General features: G+C 70.8%; 19 protein-coding genes. 12 read left to right on the forward strand and 7 right to left on the reverse strand.

The window, feature by feature from the left end:
- Positions 1-43: 43 nt before the first annotated feature.
- Entirely contained in the window at positions 44-925 is an 882-nt protein-coding gene (locus tag Q5425_RS22670; protein WP_308674279.1) for an MOSC N-terminal beta barrel domain-containing protein, read from the forward strand.
- Here the strand turns inward: Q5425_RS22670 and Q5425_RS22675 are convergent.
- Positions 808-1,614: an SAM-dependent chlorinase/fluorinase gene (locus tag Q5425_RS22675; RefSeq protein ID WP_308674280.1), complete on the reverse strand. Its 807-nt coding sequence runs from the start codon at positions 1,612-1,614 to the stop codon at positions 808-810. The genes Q5425_RS22670 and Q5425_RS22675 overlap by 118 nt on opposite strands.
- Positions 1,615-1,661: 47 nt before the next feature.
- Between Q5425_RS22675 and Q5425_RS22680 the strand changes: the two genes are divergently transcribed.
- From Q5425_RS22680 to Q5425_RS22690, 3 genes are all read left to right on the forward strand, one after another.
- A complete protein-coding gene (locus tag Q5425_RS22680; RefSeq protein ID WP_308674281.1) occupies positions 1,662-2,657 on the forward strand; it encodes a phosphoribosylaminoimidazolesuccinocarboxamide synthase in 996 nt (331 codons plus the stop codon).
- Entirely contained in the window at positions 2,578-3,042 is a 465-nt protein-coding gene (locus Q5425_RS22685) for an NAD(P)H-dependent oxidoreductase (RefSeq protein ID WP_308674282.1), read from the forward strand. Before Q5425_RS22680 ends, Q5425_RS22685 begins: the two co-directional genes overlap by 80 nt.
- Before the next feature lie 66 nt (positions 3,043-3,108).
- Positions 3,109-3,813 carry a DUF2334 domain-containing protein gene (locus tag Q5425_RS22690; protein ID WP_308674283.1) on the forward strand — a complete coding sequence of 235 codons (705 nt, stop codon included), beginning with the start codon at positions 3,109-3,111 and terminating at the stop codon, positions 3,811-3,813.
- Here Q5425_RS22690 and Q5425_RS22695 read toward each other — a convergent pair.
- Complete coding sequence (locus Q5425_RS22695) at positions 3,783-4,475, reverse strand: DUF2306 domain-containing protein (RefSeq protein ID WP_308674284.1); 693 nt, start codon at positions 4,473-4,475, stop codon at positions 3,783-3,785. The two genes, Q5425_RS22690 and Q5425_RS22695, sit on opposite strands and share 31 nt — an antisense overlap.
- Before the next feature lie 40 nt (positions 4,476-4,515).
- Between Q5425_RS22695 and Q5425_RS22700 the strand changes: the two genes are divergently transcribed.
- Positions 4,516-5,256 carry a TetR/AcrR family transcriptional regulator gene (locus tag Q5425_RS22700; protein WP_308674285.1) on the forward strand — a complete coding sequence of 247 codons (741 nt, stop codon included), beginning with the start codon at positions 4,516-4,518 and terminating at the stop codon, positions 5,254-5,256.
- Here Q5425_RS22700 and Q5425_RS22705 read toward each other — a convergent pair.
- Positions 5,219-5,854, reverse strand: a complete 636-nt coding sequence (locus tag Q5425_RS22705; protein WP_308674286.1) for an MBL fold metallo-hydrolase — start codon at positions 5,852-5,854, stop codon at positions 5,219-5,221. The two genes, Q5425_RS22700 and Q5425_RS22705, sit on opposite strands and share 38 nt — an antisense overlap.
- A gap of 254 nt (positions 5,855-6,108) precedes the next feature.
- Here Q5425_RS22705 and Q5425_RS22710 point away from each other — a divergent pair, with 254 nt between their 5' ends.
- Positions 6,109-6,987, forward strand: coding sequence for a hypothetical protein (locus tag Q5425_RS22710; RefSeq protein WP_308674287.1), 879 nt, complete (start codon positions 6,109-6,111; stop codon positions 6,985-6,987).
- A gap of 242 nt (positions 6,988-7,229) precedes the next feature.
- Here the strand turns inward: Q5425_RS22710 and Q5425_RS22715 are convergent, their stop codons facing one another.
- Positions 7,230-8,162, reverse strand: a complete 933-nt coding sequence (locus Q5425_RS22715) for a DUF5937 family protein (protein ID WP_308674288.1) — start codon at positions 8,160-8,162, stop codon at positions 7,230-7,232.
- A gap of 61 nt (positions 8,163-8,223) precedes the next feature.
- Between Q5425_RS22715 and Q5425_RS22720 the strand changes: the two genes are divergently transcribed.
- Positions 8,224-9,366: an MFS transporter gene (locus Q5425_RS22720; RefSeq protein WP_308674289.1), complete on the forward strand. Its 1,143-nt coding sequence runs from the start codon at positions 8,224-8,226 to the stop codon at positions 9,364-9,366.
- Positions 9,367-9,399: 33 nt separating this feature from the next.
- Positions 9,400-10,896 carry an aldehyde dehydrogenase family protein gene (locus Q5425_RS22725; RefSeq protein WP_308674290.1) on the forward strand — a complete coding sequence of 499 codons (1,497 nt, stop codon included), beginning with the start codon at positions 9,400-9,402 and terminating at the stop codon, positions 10,894-10,896.
- A 131-nt stretch (positions 10,897-11,027) separates the two neighbouring features.
- Here Q5425_RS22725 and Q5425_RS22730 read toward each other — a convergent pair whose 3' ends face one another.
- Positions 11,028-11,666 carry a TetR/AcrR family transcriptional regulator gene (locus tag Q5425_RS22730; RefSeq protein ID WP_308674291.1) on the reverse strand — a complete coding sequence of 213 codons (639 nt, stop codon included), beginning with the start codon at positions 11,664-11,666 and terminating at the stop codon, positions 11,028-11,030.
- A 112-nt stretch (positions 11,667-11,778) separates the two neighbouring features.
- Here Q5425_RS22730 and Q5425_RS22735 point away from each other — a divergent pair, with 112 nt between their 5' ends.
- A complete protein-coding gene (locus Q5425_RS22735) occupies positions 11,779-12,558 on the forward strand; it encodes a glucose 1-dehydrogenase (protein WP_308674292.1) in 780 nt (259 codons plus the stop codon).
- On the forward strand, positions 12,555-13,088 hold the full coding sequence (locus Q5425_RS22740) for a nitroreductase/quinone reductase family protein (protein ID WP_308674293.1): 534 nt from the start codon (positions 12,555-12,557) through the stop codon (positions 13,086-13,088). Before Q5425_RS22735 ends, Q5425_RS22740 begins: the two co-directional genes overlap by 4 nt.
- Here the strand turns inward: Q5425_RS22740 and Q5425_RS22745 are convergent.
- A complete protein-coding gene (locus tag Q5425_RS22745; RefSeq protein ID WP_308674294.1) occupies positions 13,045-14,613 on the reverse strand; it encodes a GMC family oxidoreductase N-terminal domain-containing protein in 1,569 nt (522 codons plus the stop codon). The two genes, Q5425_RS22740 and Q5425_RS22745, sit on opposite strands and share 44 nt — an antisense overlap.
- Positions 14,614-14,768: 155 nt before the next feature.
- Between Q5425_RS22745 and purS the strand changes: the two genes are divergently transcribed.
- The gene (gene purS / locus Q5425_RS22750; protein ID WP_125308766.1) at positions 14,769-15,008 is read left to right on the forward strand and encodes a phosphoribosylformylglycinamidine synthase subunit PurS; all 240 of its coding nucleotides are present in this window, start codon (positions 14,769-14,771) and stop codon (positions 15,006-15,008) included.
- Positions 15,005-15,682 (forward strand): phosphoribosylformylglycinamidine synthase subunit PurQ, encoded by a 678-nt coding sequence (gene purQ, locus Q5425_RS22755; protein WP_308674295.1) that lies wholly within the window; start codon positions 15,005-15,007, stop codon positions 15,680-15,682. The genes purS and purQ overlap by 4 nt, the downstream gene beginning before the upstream one ends.
- 92 nt (positions 15,683-15,774) lie before the next feature.
- On the opposite strand, the gene Q5425_RS22760 is transcribed toward purQ, so the two are convergent.
- Complete coding sequence (locus Q5425_RS22760; protein WP_308674296.1) at positions 15,775-16,200, reverse strand: pyridoxamine 5'-phosphate oxidase family protein; 426 nt, start codon at positions 16,198-16,200, stop codon at positions 15,775-15,777.
- Between the last annotated feature and the right edge of the window lie 63 nt (positions 16,201-16,263).

Below are 16,263 nucleotides of genomic sequence, written 5' to 3' on the forward strand. Positions count from 1 at the left end.
CAAGGAGAAGCTTCGGCGGCCGCAGCCCGGGTAGCCTGCGGAGATGGCGAGAATCGCTCGGCTGACGTACTACCCGGTCAAGGCCTGCGCCGGCACCGACGTGCCGTCCGCCGAGGTGACCGGAACCGGGCTCGCGCACGACCGCGTCTTCCAGGTCGTCACGCCGGACGGGGACATCCTCACTCAGCGGGAGCACCCGGCCATGGCGTGCGTCCGGCCGCGGGTGCTGGGCGACCGGCTCGCGCTGTCCGCCCCCGGTCGCGAAGACGTCGTCTTCGACATCCGGCGCGACGGCTCGCGGCGCCCGGTGTCGATGCTCGCCTGGCACGGCGAGGGCGTCCGGCAGGACCCCCGAGCCGACGAGTGGTTCTCGGACCTGCTCGGCCGGCCGGCCGAACTGATCGGTGTCACGCCGGACCATCACCGCGTCAGCGGCGGTGAGTTCCCGGGCGTGGCCGCCTTCGGCGACGCGCACGCCCTGCTCATCGCCTCGGAGTCCTCTTTGGACGCTCTGAACGAGCGGATCGCCGCCGGCCAGGGGGAACCCGTCCCGATGGACCGCTTCCGCCCCAACATCGTCATCTCCGGCTGGGCCGAACCCCACCGGGAGGACGAAGCCCGCGAGCTGACCGCGGGCACCGCGAAGTTCGGCTACGCCGAGAAGTGCGTCCGCTGCACGGTCCCGATGATCGACCAGGAAACCGGCGCGAAGGCCGGCCCCGAGCCGATCCGCACCCTCGCCACCTACCGGCGTGGCCCGAGCGGCGGCGTCGTCTTCGGGATGAAGGCCGCGGTGCTGCGGCCGGGTCAGGTCGCCGTCGGCGACGAGGTGATCGTGCACTCCTGGGCCGGTCCGAGCCCGAGCAGGGCCGCCGCGGAGCCGCCGTTCACGGCGACGGCGAGCCGCCCCGCCGAATCGGTGTAGAGCACCGACGCGCCGGCGGGCACGTCGGCGAAGGTCCGCCCGAGCACCGTGGTCACCGCCACGCGCTCGCTGTGCACGGACACCGCGCCGGTCAGGCCCGAGAGCTCGAGGTCCGCCGGGGTCGCGGCGAGCTGGACGTTGCCGAAGTGGTCGACCGTCAGCACCTCCGACACGAGCTTCCCGGGGAACGCGGCCACGAACGGTTCCGGCATCGCGACCAGGTCGTCCACCGGATCGCCGAAGTCGGCCGGGGCCACGCCGAGCGCGAGGTGCGCGGCCGCGGGCGCGAAGACGTCCCGTCCGTGGAACGTCGCCGACGTCGCCGGCAGCCGCAGCGACGGCTCCGCCAGCTCGTACGCCGCCCGGACCCCGCCCAGCGCCTGCGCGGCCGGCAGCAGGAGGCCGTTGTCCGGCCCGACCAGCAGCCCGTCCTCCGCGACGACGACCACGCCCAGCCGGGCGGTGCCGACGCCGGGGTCGACCACGGCGACGTGCACCGATTCCGGCAGGTAGGGGACGGTCTGGGCCAGGGCCATCGCCCCGTGCCGGATGTCCTGGGGTGGCACTTCGTGGGTCACGTCGATCACCCGCACCGCGGGCGCCAGCCGCGCGATCACGCCGTGGCAGGCCGCCACGAAGCCGTCGCGCAGGCCGTAGTCGGTGGTCACCGAGATCCAGTCGTACGCCATGCCAGCATCATCCATGGTGGCGGAGGGTGCGCGTTAGGGTTCAGCGCGTGACACCCCTCCCCCGGCTCGCCACCGGCAAGGTCCGCGACCTGTACGCCGTCGGCGACCACCACTTGCTGATCGTCGCCTCCGACCGCATCTCCGCCTTCGAGCAGGTCTTCCCCACCTCGGTCCCCGACAAGGGCCGGGTGCTCACCGCGATGAGCGTGTTCTGGTTCCGCGAGCTCGCCGACGTTCTCCCGAACCACCTCGTGACCTGCGACGGGCCGCTCATCCCCGAGTCCGTGCGCGGCCGCGCGCTGCTGGTCGAGCGGCTCGACATGCTGCCGGTCGAGGCGGTCGTCCGCGGTTACCTCACCGGCCGCGGGTACGCGGACTACCGCCGGTCCGGCGCGGTGTGCGGGCTGGCGCTGCCGCCCCGGCTGGCCGAGTCGGCGCGGCTGCCCGAGCCGATCTTCACGCCGTCGACCAAGGCCCGTCCCGGCGAGAAGGACGAGAACATCGACTTCGACACGTTCGTGTCGGTGCTCGGCCGCGCGCTCGCCGAGGAGGTCCGGGAGGCGTCGCTGGAGCTGTACCGCCGGGGGGCCGCGCGGGCCGCGGAGCAGGGCCTGCTGCTGGCCGACACGAAGTTCGAATTCGGCATCGGGGCCCACGGCGGCCTGGTGCTCGCGGACGAGCTGCTGACGCCCGATTCGGCGCGCTACTGGCTCGCCGAAGGTCACCAGCCCGGCGTCGGCCGGCCGTCGTTCGACAAGCAGCACGTGCGCGACTGGCTGGTCGACCCGGCGTCCGGGTGGGACTGCGTGTCCGCGCTGCCGCCGCTGCCACCCGAGGTGGTGACGGCCACCCGCGAGCGCTACCTCGAGGCGTACCGCCGCATCACCGGGCTTTCGCTGGCAGACTGGCCCCGTGATCCTGCTGATCTGCGGCAGCCTGCGAGCCGGCTCGGGCAATGCGGCGGTGCTGGGGACCGTCGCGACCCTCACCGCGAGCAAGACGTACACCGGCCTCGGCGACCTGCCGCACTTCAACCCCGATGACGACCGCGACCCGCTGCACCCCGCGGTCGCCGGCCTGCGCGCCGCGATCGGGGAGGCGGCCGCGGTCCTGATCTGCACGCCGGAGTACGCGGGCGGGCTGCCGGGTTCGTTCAAGAACCTGCTCGACTGGACCGTGGGCGGCGGTGAGATGTACGGCAAGCCGGTGGCGTGGATCAACGCGTCCTCGATCGCGGCGCCGACCGGCGGCCGGGACGCGCACGACTCGCTGCGCAAGGTCCTGACGTACGCGGGCGCGAAGATCGTCGAAGAGGCGTGCGCGCGGATCCCGGTTTCCCGCGCGGACGTCGGGGACGGCCAGGTCGCCGATCCGGACCTGCGGGGGCGGATCGCGGTGGCGGTGAAGCGCCTGCGTGAGGGCGTTTGAGGCTTCCGGCAACGGTCGCCCGCCCGTCCTGCGCAGTTCACGGGAGCGTCAGACGCGTGGGTCCCAATGGTGGTCGTGGACGCTCGCTTGCTGGTTTCGCTGTCGGGAATCACCCCGCGCACGCTGCACCGGTGCGCCGACTTGGCGGCCGAGCTCGACCGCCGCAAAGTGCCGCTCTCGGTGTTGTACGCCGCCCGCACCGGCGAAGGCCCGGTGACGGAGTGGGTCCGCACCCGCGCCCGTGGTGGTGATTCCGTGCTGCTGCACGGTTATGACCACACCGTCACACCCACGCACCGCACGGTGTACCTGGGCAAGAAGGCGGAGTTCGCGACGTTGCCCGCGCACGAGGCCCGCTTGCGGCTGATCGCCGCGAAGGCCGCGCTGGACAACGCCGGTCTTGCGGTCGACGGCTTCGCGCCGCCGCGCTGGATCGCGTCCCAGGGCACGCTGCAGGCGTTGGCCGAGCACGGCTTCCGGCTGTGCGCCGACCTCGGCGCGGTGCGGGACCTCGTCACCGGCGAAGTGCGCCGGGCCCGGGTGAGTGAGTTCACGAGCCAGTCGCACCGCACGGAGACGGTGCGCTGCTTCACGCTGGTGCTGGCGGCGGCGCGCGCGGCTCGCCGGGGCGGGCTGGTCCGGCTGGGGGCGGACGCCACGGACCTCACCCGCCCCGGCCTCCGCCAGGCCCTGCTGGACGCGGTGGACGTCGCGCTGGAGAACCGCGCCTTCGGGGCGACTTACGGTTCGCTGCGCGCGGTCGCGGCCTGACGTTTCGCGGGTTTGCGGCGTTCGAGCAGCCAGTCGGTGAGCAGGAGCAGCACCAGCGGGCTGAGCCAGACGCCGATGCTGGCGGCGCTGTAGCGCATGAGCTCCTCGCTGCCGCGGAACGTGGTGTCCACCTGCGGGGTCAGCACGATCGTGGCGATCACGTTCACGACCCGGCTCAGCACGATCGACATGCTGAGCGCGAAGCTGCGTGACATCCACCGGCGGTGTTCGCCGTAGCGGCGTTGCCGGGCCAGCCACAGGCCGGCGACGGTGACCCCGATCCACAGCGCGGAGCCCACGAGGTTGGCCACCCGCACGGACGGACCCGCCGCGGTGTGCCAGCCGATGTACAACCCGAGCAGGCCGGCGGGCAGCGCGCCGCAGAAGACGTAGATCCGGCCGGTGATCCGGTGTCCGCGCCGGTAGCGGGCGCGGAACGCGGGCCAGATCTGGAAGCACGCGGTCACCATCGCGACCGTGCCGAACAGGACGTGCGCGACGAGCGCGGGGTAGTAGACGGTGTTGTGCTCCGGCGGCCTCAGGCGGGACTGGGCCGGGTCGAAGGTCAAGTAGGGCGGTAGGGAGAAAGCCAGGAACGCCGCCGCCACCAGCAGCAGCGGAACGATCCAGGGACGGCGCCACCAGGAAACTGTGTAGGTCATACACCTGAGTGTATGGCATACACGGTTTTAGGATGGGCGGATGCACGACAACAACGTGGAGCGCAGTCTCGAAGTGCTGTGGGCCGGCCGCTCGAGGGGGCGGCGCGGGCCCCGGGCGCAGCTCACCGTGGCGCGGATCGCGGACGCCGCCGTCCGGATCGCGGACGCGGACGGCTTGGAGGCGCTGTCGATGCAGCGGATCGCCACCGAGCTCGGCTACTCGACGATGGCGCTCTACAAGCACATCCCGAGCAAGGACCTGCTGCTCGAGGTCGTCGCCGACGTCGGCGCCGGGCGGCCGCCGGAGCTCGACGACGGCTTCCGGCCGGCGGTCCGGCAGTGGGTGGGCGCCCTGTGGGCCGGCTTCCAGACCCGCCCGTGGATCCTGCGGGTCCCGCTCGACCACACCCCGGTCGGTCCCAACCAGCTCGCCTGGCTCGACCGCCTGCTGCGGCCCCTGCTCGCGGCCGGCTTGACGGGCGCCGAGGCCAGGGCGGCGGCGCTGCACCTGACGGCGGTCGTCCGCGGCACGGCGCAGATCAGCCTCGACCTGGCCGGCCGGGGCGACAACGGCGGGCTGGCGCGGGCCCTGGCGGCCGTGTTGGATCCGGCGGAATACCCGGCGCTGACAACGGTCCACGAGGCCGAAGCCGCCGGCGACCCCGGGTACGAACAGGAAGGGCTGCCGGCGGAACTCGGCTTCGGCGTGGACCGCTTCCTCGACGGCGTCGAGGCGTGGGTGGCTAGAACTTCGCCGGTTCGCCCCGGTCGAGCACCTTGACCTCGGTGCCTTCGGGCGCGAGGTTGCCGAACAGGCCGTAGTGCATGGCCGGATTGGCGAGTACGGCTTCGTGGATGGGCACGGCCACCCGCGGCGCGACGGCCCGCAGGTAGTCGACGGCCTCCCCGGCCTTGAGCCAGGGCGCCCCGGTCGGCAGGCCCAGGACGTCGATCTTCTGCTCGGGCACGAAGAACGAGTCTCCGGGGTGGAAGAAGGCGCCGTCGCCGAAGACGTACCCGATGTTCGGGATGACGGGAATGTCGGAGTGGATGACGGCGTGCTCCCCGCCGACGGCCTTGACGGAGGTCTCCCCGACGGCGAAGGTGTCCCCGACGTCGGCGACGTCGAATTCCAAGCCGAGTTTCCGGACCTCGGGCGCGGACCCGGGATCGACGATCAGCTTGGCGCCCGGGTTGGCTTCGAGGACCTTCGGCAGCCGTTCGACGTCGAGGTGGTCGAAGTGCTGGTGCGTGACCAGCACGGCGGACAGCTCCCGCTCACCCTCGAAGCCGGTGGAAAAGGTCCCGGGATCGATCAGGATCCGCTCGGAACCGGTCTCCAGCAACAGGCAGGCGTGTCCGAAATGGACGATACGCATCGATGGTTCTCCTTCACGGGTGGTCCATCCCAGCCTAGGCGCGTTGTCGGCAGCTCGCCAACACGCTGGGTCGCCACCGGGCGGGCCGGTCTCGGCTGCCGACCGGAGGAACACCGGTCTCGGTGACGCTCGGTTTCGGTTTTTGCGGAATGTCCGGGATTTGTCCACTCGGACGGAGCAACTTGGCCGAAAGATACCGCAATGGCTTATTCTTGAGCGTCCGGCACCCGTCGCTACAGGGAAGTGGGCGCCCGATGCTCAAGAGCTTCCTCGGCTGGCTCCGAGACTATGTCATCTACACCGGCATTGTCGGTCTGGTGGAAGGTGTGCTCGGGATCCTCGCGTTCGGCGGACTGCTCAGCGCATTGCTGGGTAACTCGGCGATAAAGGCGGGCGCAATCGTGGCGGTGTTGCTCGGGGTGATCGGGTTGTACATCCTCCTGATCGCGAACCGGGTGGAATGGCGGTCACGAACGGAACTCGATCGGCGGCTGCTCCAGTACTACTGCACCGTCCTCAAGGAGCGGCACGGTCACTCGTGGCGGATCGCCAGCTGGGTGGAGTCCGCCGTCGTGCGGGCAAACGGGGACGCCAGCGAGGTGATCACCGTCAAGGCGGTCGTCGAATGCGATTTGCTCGACTTCTTCGCCATTCGCACGGGAGCGGGTTGGAATCAGCCCGAAAAAGTCCGGCGCAAGGTGAAGGTGGACGTCAAGTCGCTCGAAGTGGACGGTATCGGTGGCACGCGGCGGGACGCCACGTCGACGTGGCTGAACGACGGCAGGCTGGAAATAATCGCACATTTCGGCAGTCCGGCCCGGCGGGGCGACGAAATCGTCATGGTGATCGAAAAAGAATGGCCGGGAAAGTGTGCCCCCTTGATGCGCGATCGGCGACCGGACGAATTCGCGTTGCGGTTCGCCTGCGTCACCGACTATCTGGAATACGTGATCCAGCTACCGGAGGGCAGCGACGTCGCTTGTGATGCGATCGGACTGGTGAAGGGGCAACACGACTACTCGCTGTCGGTGCGGCGCAACGGTGTCGGACCGACCGAGGTGTGCCTGGTGGCGAGGAACATCCCGCCACGCCTTCGGGTCGGGATGCGCCTCGACCTCAAAAAGGCGAGGTAGCCCGTCCGATGGACGGGGCCTCTTGCTGCTCTTGCAGGCGGAACTACGTGTCTCCGCCTTCGCCACCTTGGTGAATCATTACCATCCTCGACTGGTCATCACGGAAGTCCCGGCCACCTGTTCCGGCCGGAGACCCGCGACTGTAGCGCCTCGACGACCCCCAGGCGCGCCCTATGCCACGAAATGATTCAACCACGACGGGCTAGGCGCTTCCTCGAGAATGCGTGGACAACAGGTTGCTGTCAGAGCTTACCGGTGAGCAAAGCGTCACCCAGCTCCGTCCGCCGGTACAGCACCCGGTGCCCGCGGCGCGCCGAAGCCAGCAACCCGGCTCCGCGCAACGCCGTCAGGTGCGCCGAAACCGTCGCCGGGGCCAACCCGTGCCGGCGGGCCAGGTCGGCCGTCGCCGCGGGTGCGTCGAGCGTTGTCAGCAGCAGGGCCCGCGTGCGGCCGAGGATCTCCGCCAGCGGCTCCGGTGGTGCCGCAACGGAAGTCCACAGCGAAGCCACTCCGCGGGCCGGGTACAGCAGGGAAATCTGCCACGGCGGCACCGTCACCACGCCGACGTTCGGCCACGCGAACACCGCCGGGATCAGCAGCAGCCCCCGCGAGTCGATCGACAGCCGCTCCCGGGCGCGGACGTCGACCAGCACCGACGTGCCCGACAGCCGGACGCTGGGGTGGAGCTCCGCCAGCATCGCCGCGAGGCCGCCCGAACCGAGCTGCCGCGTCCGGTGGGCGATGTCCGCCGCGAGCAGTTCGCGCAAGCGGGGCCACTGCGGCGCCAGCAGCGCGTGCCACACCGTCTCCAGCTGGCCGGCGAGCAGGTCGCGCGCAGCCGCCGGGTTCGCGGGCAGCCCCGACAGGTCCGCGTCGACCATGCCCAGTTCCAGCGCCACCTGCGACGGCGGCGTCGCGCGGACCACCGCGAGCTGCGCTTCGGCGGTCGTCTCGGGACCGTCGGGCGGCGGGCTCAAGAACTCCGTGATGTAGTGCCGCGCGCTCAGGACCGCGGCCAGCTCGGGCACATCGGGCACGTCGGAGAGCCACGGCAGGTGCGCGGGGTGCCGCCGGATGCCGAGCAACGTCTGGACGGCGCCGAGCACCTCTTCCAACGGCGAGATCGCGAAGCGGACGCGCTGGCTCCCGGCCGCGGTCAGGACGAGCTCGATCACCGTTGATTCGCTCTCACCCGAATCAGTGTGCCTCAGGAGATCTCCGAGAGAGCGTTCGGCCATGTCGTTGTTCACCCATCGCGCGTACTGGCGCTGGTCGGCCGGGGTCCAGTTCGCCCGGCTCCCGTCGACCATGGCGCCGCTCGCGTTCACCCTGCTGACCACCGCCACCACCGGGTCGTACCGGCTGGGCGGTGTGCTGATGGCCGTCTTCGTCGCCGCCGAGATGGTCTGCGCGGTCCCGGTCGGGCGGCTGCTCGACCGCGTCGGCCCTTCGCGCGGGCTGCCGGTACTGCTGCTCCTGACCGCCGCCGGCTTCGCCGCCTTGGCCGTGGCCGCCGCGAAAGGCGCGCCGAGCGCCGGGTTGCTCGTCTTGGTCCTGCTGCCCGGCATCACGGGCGGGGCGGTGTCGGGCGCGTTCCGGACGCTGCTCGCCGACACGGTCGACGACGGGTTGCTCCCGCGGGCGATCTCCGTCGACGCGATGATCCTCGACGGCGTGCTCGTCGGCGGTCCGGCGCTGGTCGCGGTGCTCGACATGGCCGGGCCGCTCGTGCCACTGGCCGCGATGGCTGCCGCTTGCGCCGCCGCCGCCGTGCTCGTCCCGCGTCGCGGAAGTTCTCACGATCGGGTGGCACCCGCGCCGGACGTTCCGGCCCGGCTCGGCACCTACCTGCCGTGGCTGTGCTGCGCCTTCACCATCGGGCTGCTGACGTCGACGATCGAGGTCGCGCCGTTGCCGCTGGTCCAGCGCCTCGGCGCGACCGAGGCGGCCGCGCCGGTGGTGATCGCCGTGCTGACCGGGGCGAGCATCGCGGGCAGCGCGCTCTACGCGTGGCGGGGCAAAACCGGCGATGCACGGCTGTTCCTCGGCGGGTTCGTCGTCGGCGGGCTCGGGCTCACCGCGGACCTCGGCTGGCCGGGCTTGGTCGCGTCGGTGGCGGTGATCGGCGCGTGCGGCGGACCACTGGTCGCCGCGACCTCGGTCAACCTGCAGCGCCTGTTGCCGAAGAGCCGCAGGTCAGCGGGGTTCTCGTTGAGTTTCACGGTCCAGGCGTGCGGCTTCGGGCTCGGCTCGCTGGCGGTCGGCGTGCTGCCGTTGTGGCTCCCGCCGTTGTTCGGTGTCTTTGCCGCGGCGATCGCCGGTGCAATGCTGGTGGTGAAGCCCGCACGAGATATTGGCACAGTGTCAGTAACGTCGTAACCTGGGCTGACCCTCGACCCACGGGAGACGCCGATGACTGCCGTCCAGCCTAAGCCGACGTCGGTCGGCGAGACCTTCGACTCGCTCAGCCCGGCGACCGACGAGGTGGTCGGAACCTACCCGATCCACACCGCCGAGGACGTCCAGGCGGCGGTCGAACGGGCGCGCGTCGCGGCGCAGTGGTGGGCGGGCCTCGGCTTCGCCGGGCGCGCCGAGCGGCTCAAGAGCTGGAAGGGTGTGCTGACGCGGCGGCTGCCGCAGCTGTGCCAGGTGGTCCGCGACGAGACCGGCAAACCGATCGCCGACGCGCAGCTCGAGAGCGTCCTGGCCATCGAGCACATCGCGTGGGCGGGCAAGAACGCGAAGAAGATCTTGGGCAAGCACAAGCGCTCGGCCGGCCTGCTGATGTCGAACCAGGCGGCGACCGTCGAGTACCAGCCGCTGGGCGTGGTCGGCGTGATCGGCCCGTGGAACTACCCGGTGTTCACGCCGCTGGGCTCGATCGCGTACGCGCTCGCGGCGGGCAACGCCGTGGTGTTCAAGCCCAGCGAGTACACGCCGGGCGTTGGGAAGTGGCTGGTCGACGCGTTCGCCGAGATCGTGCCGGAGCAGCCGGTGCTGCAGCTCATCACGGGCTTCGGCGAGACGGGCGCGGCGCTGGTGGGGGCGGGTGTCGACAAGATCGCCTTCACCGGCTCGACGGCGACGGGCAAGCGGATCATGGCCGCGGCCGCCGCGACGCTCACGCCGGTGGTCATCGAGGCGGGCGGCAAGGACCCGGTGCTGGTCGACGCGGACGCCGACCTCGACGCGGCGGCCGACGCCACGGTCTGGGGCGCGTTCTCCAACTCGGGCCAGACCTGCATCGGCGTCGAGCGGGTGTACGTCCACGAGAAGGTCCACGACGAGTTCGTCGCGAAGGTCGTCGAGAAGTCGAAGGACGTGCGCGCGGGCTCGGACGAGGCGGCCCAGTACGGCCCGGTGACGATGCCGTCCCAGCTGGGCGTGATCAGGCGCCACATCCACGACGCACTGGCCCGCGGCGGCAAGGCGGTCGTCGGCGGCGAGGACGCGGTCGGTGACCGGTACGCGCAGCCGACGGTGCTGGTCGACGTCCCCGAGGACTCCGAGGCGGTGAAGGAAGAGACGTTCGGTCCGACGGTGACGATCGCCAAGGTCCGCGACATGGACGAAGCGGTCGAGAAGGCGAACAGCACGAAGTACGGCCTGGGGTCGACGGTGTTCTCGAAGTCCCGCGGCGTGGAGCTGGCGGAGAAGCTGCGTACGGGCATGACGGCGATCAACGCACCGCTGTCGTTCGCCGGCATCGCATCCCTGCCGTTCGGCGGCGTCGGCGACTCGGGCTTCGGCCGCATCCACGGCCCGGAGGGACTGCGCGAGTTCGCCCGCACGAAGGCGATCGCCCGCCAGCGCTTCACGGCCCCGTTGACGCTGACGTCGTTCAACCGCAAGGAATCGACGGACGCCCTGGTGGCCAAGCTGGTGACCATCCTCCACGGCAAGCGCTGAGCGGGCCCGGGGCTGTGGACAACCGACGTCCGCAGCCCCGGCGCAGCTCCGGAATTGTCGGTGCCCGCCGGTAAACTGGATACCGGGGGGCCGAGGGCCGGCCAGCTGAGAGCGTAGCCGCGGCCCGGTACTCAGTCGTTGGCTCCCGGCCCGGTCACGGCGTACCGGGCGGCGGTGGTGCGGACGGCCTCGTCGACCACCTGAGCGACGCGTTCGGCGCTCACCTCCCAGCCCGGCACCAGGAGTGCCGGCCAGAAGACGTAGTTGGAGATCATGCCCAGGAACTGGGTGGCGGCGAGGTCCACGTCCTCGATCCGCACCGTTCCGGCCTCGTGCTCGGCCAGGAGATAGCTGCGCACGGACTCGAAGTAGGGCATCTTCCCCTGCGAGAACTGCGCATGGGCCAGCTCGGGGAACCGCGGCAGCTCGGCGATGACGATCCTGAACAGGTCGGTCATCCGGGCCCGGCCCAGCAGCTCGGCGTAACGGCGACCGATGATGCCGAGTCCGGCGACGACGTTGCCCGCCGGCGGAGGATCCTGCTCGTCGGCGGTTGACCAGGACTCGGTCACGATGGCGTCGAACAGGGCAGCTTTGGTCGGGAACTGCTTGAACAAGGTGGCCCGCGAAACACACGAGCGCTCGGCGATCCGCGCCAGCGACGTCCGGTCGTAGCCCAGCTCGAGGAACAGTGCGGTCGCGGCCGCCACGATCAGCGCGCGCTTCTCCTGGGCGACGCGCTGGTGGTACGTCGTCACGACCCTGCTCATGGGCCGAGCATACGAGGTGAGTGGCTTGACTCGCCACTGTCGCCGACCTAGTGTCGAAAGGGATGGTGAGTCGCTCGGCTCACCACTGGTCCACGTACCGGAGGAACAGCTGATGCCCCGCTTCGACAACCAGACCGTGCTCGTGACCGGCGGGGCCGGCGGCCAGGGCTCGAGCCACGTGCGCGCCTTCCACGCGGAGGGAGCGAACGTGGTGATCGGCGGCATCGACGCGGACCGTGGCGCCGCTCTCGCCGACGAGCTCGGGACCCGCGCTCGCTTCGCCCGCCTTGACGTCACCGACGAGAGCTCGTGGTCCGCCGCTGTGCTGGCCGCTGAAAGCGCTTTCGGCGGCCTGAACGTGCTCGTCAACAACGCGGGCGTGCAGAATCCGCCGGCAACGATCGAAAACACGGAGCAGGCCACGTGGTCGCGCATCCTCGACGTCAACCTCACCGGGACCTTCCTCGGCATCAAGGCCGCCGCCCCCGCTCTGCGCCGCGCAGGAGGGGGAGCCATCGTCAACATCGCCTCGACCATGGGCCTGGGCGGCACGGCTCACTACGCGCCGTACGTCGCGAGCAAGTGGGCCGTGCGGGGCCTCACCCGGGCGGCAGCACTCGAGCTCGGCCGCGATCACATCCGGGTGAACACCATCCACCCCGGCGTGATCTCGACCCCCTTCATCCACGAACCGGCAGCCGGCGCAGCCGCGGCCATCGCCGACTTCTACTCACCCGAGCCGTTCGCCATCCCCCGGCTCGGGGAGCCGGCCGACGTCAGCCGCCTTCTCCTGTTCCTCACGTCGTCGGACGCGTCGTTCATCACGGGGTCGGAGTACGTCATCGACGGTGGGCTCCTCCTCGGTCCCGCCCTTCAGGCCGAGGCCGCATGAGCACTTCGGAGGCGACCGGGTCGAACGACTCCGCACGGGACGCGTCGGTGTCCCACCTGCCCGACCACGTCCGGCGAGCCATCGAGATCACCCCCGCCGCGGGCACCAGGGAACGGATCATCGACATCACGACGCTGGGGCGCCGCACCGGCCGGCCACGCCGCATCGAGATCTTCTTCTACCGAGCTGCGGGCACCACTTACCTGTGCAGCGGCGCCGGCGGCGCCGCGACCGGCTGGCACGCGAACCTGCTCGCCCATCCCGACTTCACCTTCCACCTCAAGAACGGGATCCGTGCGGATCTGCCGGCACGGGCGACGCCGGTCACCGACCCAGCCGAACGCCGGGCCGTGCTGGCGGAGATCGTGGCGGATCTCAACCAGCCCCACGACCCCGGCACCATCCGGCCGACCCGGCTCGAAGACTGGGCGGACAGCCGGCTGATGCGCATCAGCTTCCCCGTCGGCAACGAGGTCGCGGACCGCCTCACCGGCCCCGGATCAGATCCGCCGCCTTCTCCGCCACCATGATCGTCGGCGCGTTCGTGTTCCCCCGCGGCACCACCGGCATCACGGACGCATCGACCACCCGCAGCCCCTCCACGCCCTGCACCCGCAGCTGCGGATCGACCACCGACCCGATCGCGCAGGTCCCCACCGGGTGGTACAGCGTCTGCGTGTTCTCCCGGACGTGCTCGGCCAGCTCGGCGTCGCTCAAGTCGTGCCGCGCCGGCAGGAACGGCTGGTCCAGGAACCGCCGCAGCGGCCCCGACTTCCCGATCTCGATCAACGAGCGCAGGCCCGCGATCATCGTCTCCATGTCCCGGGGCTCCGAGTAGTACGCCGGGTCGATTTCCGGCTTCCACAACGGGTTCGCCGACTTCAGCCGCAGCCGTCCGCGGCTCGCGACGTCCACCAGCGTCGCCGCCGACGTGAACCCCGGGACCGTCGGCTCGCGCATCCCGTTGTCGTAGAACAACGTCGGGGCCACGTGGATCTGCATGTCCGGCGCCGGCAGGCCGTCCGTGGTCGGGTAGAACGCGCCCGCTTCGCCGATGTTGGACGTCAGCGGCCCGCGCTTCGTCAGCTGGTAGCGGACGAGCCCGCGCGGGGTGGCCGCGTCGACCAGGTCGGTGGTGCCGCGCGTCGACCAGATGATCCCGCACGCCGGGTGGTCGTGCAGGTTCTCGCCGACGCCCGGCAGCGCGGCGACGACGTTGATGCCGTGCTCGCGCAGGTGCTCGGCCGGGCCCACGCCCGACAGCATCAGCAGCTGCGGCGAATTCACCGCGCCACCGCTCAGGACGACCTCGGCCGACGCGTGCGCCGTGCGCTCCACGCCGTTGTCCAAATAGGACACACCGACCGCGCGGGTGCCTTCGAAGACGACCCGGGTGGCGGGCGCGTTGGTCTTCACCGTGAGGTTCGGCCGCTCCGAAGCGGGCCGGAGGTACGCGTCGGCGGTGGACCACCGGCGGCCCTTCTTGCAGGTCACCTGGTAGACGCCGGCGCCTTCCTGGCTCTCGCCGTTGAAGTCGTCGGTGCGCTTGAGGCCCCACGCGACGGCCGAATCGACCCAGGCGTGCGACAGCTCGTGGGTGAACCGGCGGTCTTCGACGTGCAGCGGGCCGTCGGTGCCGTGCAGCGGGCCGCCGAGCCGCTCGTTGCCCTCGGCGCGCTTGAAGTACGGCAGGACGTCGTCCCAGCCCCAGCCTTCGGCGCCGTGGGAATCGCGCCAGCCGTCGTAGTCGGCGCGGTTGCCGCGGATGTAGATCATGGCGTTGATCGACGAGCAGCCGCCGAGCATCTTGCCGCGCGGCCAGTACGACGTCTTGCCCGTGTGCTTCTGCTCGACGGTCTCGTAGTTCCAGTCCCACTTGGTCTTGAACAGCGACGGGAACGCGGCCGGGATGTGGATCTCGTCCGCGGTGTCCTCCGCGCCCGCTTCCAGCAGCAGGACCTGCGCCGCCGGGTCTTCGGTCAGCCGGTTCGCCAGCACGCAGCCCGCGCTCCCGGCGCCGACGATGACGTAGTCGTAGGAGTCTTGGACGGCCACGGTGCCTCCTGTTGGCGAGATGTCAACGACTCATCATGGCGCAGCGCCGCGCCGTCGGCCAGTCTAGGTTTCCCGGTGGGCCCCGGCAGGGGGCTCAGCGGGTGAACTATGCTCGCGGGGTACCCACGACCTGCGTGAATAAGGAGCAGCCTGCCGTGGCCCGAGTCGTCGTCGACGTCATGCCGAAGCCCGAAATCCTCGACCCGCAGGGACAGGCCGCGCTCGGCGCCGCCGGCCGTCTCGGCTTCACCGGGATCAAGGAGATCCGCCAGGGCAAGCACTTCGAGATCGAGGTCGACGACACGGTCGACGACGCGACGCTCGAGAAGATCGCCGAGGGCTTCCTCGCGAACCCGGTCATCGAGCAGTGGACCATCAAGCGGGTCGACGCGTGAGCGCGCGCATCGGCGTCATCACCTTCCCGGGCACGCTGGACGACGGTGACGCGGCCCGCGCGGTCCGCTACGCCGGCGGCGAGGCGGTGCCGCTGTGGCACGCCGACGAAGACCTGCGCGAGGTCGACGCGGTCGTCGTCCCGGGTGGCTTCTCCTACGGCGACTACCTGCGCGCGGGCGTGATCGCCCGGTTCGCGCCGGTCATGACGCCGGTGATCGAGGCGGCGCGCGCGGGCATGCCGGTGCTCGGCATCTGCAACGGGTTCCAGATCCTGTGCGAGGCCGGCCTGCTGCCGGGCGCGATGATCCGCAACCAGGGTCTGCACTTCATCTGCCGCGACCAGTGGCTGCGGGTGGAGAACACCGACACGGCGTGGACCACGCGGTACGACACCGGCGCGGAAATCCTCATCCCGATGAAGAACATCGACGGCTGTTACGTCGCCGAGCAGTCCACTTTGGACGAGCTCGAGGGCGAGGGGCGCGTCGTGTTCCGGTACGTCGGCGGCAACCCGAACGGGTCGCGCAACGACATCGCCGGGATCCGCAGCGAAAACGGCCGGGTCGTGGGCCTGATGCCGCACCCGGAGCACGCGATCGACGCGCTGACGGGGCCGTCGGACGACGGGCTCGGCATGTTCTTCAGCGCGATCGACGCGCTGGTGAAGGCCTGAGGGCGGGCCTCGCCCCCCGGTAACCAGTTTACCGGGGGGCACCGACAGTTCCGGGGTTGCGGACCGGAGTTGTCCACAGCCCCGGAACCCCCTCAGCCCTTGCTCTGGTCGTTCGACAGCCACTTCTCCGGCCGGACCCGCACCAGGACCGACGTCTCACCCAGCGCCGAGTCCACGTAGGCCGTGGCCTGGTCCTCCGGCCAGTACCGCTTCGCGATCCGCAGGGCCTGCTCGCGCGTCGGCGGCTCGTCGTTCGCCACGACCGGGCCCTCGACCGTCACGTACTTGTACGGCGGGTTCTCGTCCTGCGCCACCAGGCTCAGCCGGCCCGCCGCGCGGATCGCGCGGTCCTTGACCGTGTCGCGGTCCATCCAGATCAGCAGCTCGCCGCCCGGTGCGTAGTCGTACCAGACCGGGACCGCCAGCGGAGCCCGGCCGGCGCGCTCCACCGCCAGCACCCCCACGTGCACCCCGCTCAGGAACTGCTCGCGCTCGGCGGCGGTCATCACAAAAGACATGGCACTCCCCAGGTAGAAGATCGGCTACCTGGGGAGCAACACACCACGAATGCCGGACATTCC

Source organism: Amycolatopsis sp. A133 (genome assembly GCF_031082405.1).
Lineage (GTDB): Bacteria > Actinomycetota > Actinomycetes > Mycobacteriales > Pseudonocardiaceae > Amycolatopsis.

Bases quoted from the DNA above. Each gene is read 5' to 3' on its own strand.
- Q5425_RS22705 (WP_308674286.1), bottom strand. From the start codon at position 5,854: ATGCGTATCGTCCATTTCGGACACGCCTGCCTGTTGCTGGAGACCGGT.
- Q5425_RS22690 (WP_308674283.1), top strand. From the start codon at position 3,109: ATGGTGGTCGTGGACGCTCGCTTGCTGGTTTCGCTGTCGGGAATCACC.
- Q5425_RS22670 (WP_308674279.1), top strand. From the start codon at position 44: ATGGCGAGAATCGCTCGGCTGACGTACTACCCGGTCAAGGCCTGCGCC.
- Q5425_RS22695 (WP_308674284.1), bottom strand. From the start codon at position 4,475: ATGACCTACACAGTTTCCTGGTGGCGCCGTCCCTGGATCGTTCCGCTG.
- Q5425_RS22735 (WP_308674292.1), top strand. From the start codon at position 11,779: ATGCCCCGCTTCGACAACCAGACCGTGCTCGTGACCGGCGGGGCCGGC.
- Q5425_RS22675 (WP_308674280.1), bottom strand. From the start codon at position 1,614: ATGGCGTACGACTGGATCTCGGTGACCACCGACTACGGCCTGCGCGAC.
- Q5425_RS22730 (WP_308674291.1), bottom strand. From the start codon at position 11,666: ATGAGCAGGGTCGTGACGACGTACCACCAGCGCGTCGCCCAGGAGAAG.
- Q5425_RS22760 (WP_308674296.1), bottom strand. From the start codon at position 16,200: ATGTCTTTTGTGATGACCGCCGCCGAGCGCGAGCAGTTCCTGAGCGGG.
- Q5425_RS22710 (WP_308674287.1), top strand. From the start codon at position 6,109: ATGCTCAAGAGCTTCCTCGGCTGGCTCCGAGACTATGTCATCTACACC.
- Q5425_RS22700 (WP_308674285.1), top strand. From the start codon at position 4,516: ATGCACGACAACAACGTGGAGCGCAGTCTCGAAGTGCTGTGGGCCGGC.
- Q5425_RS22725 (WP_308674290.1), top strand. From the start codon at position 9,400: ATGACTGCCGTCCAGCCTAAGCCGACGTCGGTCGGCGAGACCTTCGAC.
- Q5425_RS22720 (WP_308674289.1), top strand. From the start codon at position 8,224: ATGTCGTTGTTCACCCATCGCGCGTACTGGCGCTGGTCGGCCGGGGTC.
- Q5425_RS22740 (WP_308674293.1), top strand. From the start codon at position 12,555: ATGAGCACTTCGGAGGCGACCGGGTCGAACGACTCCGCACGGGACGCG.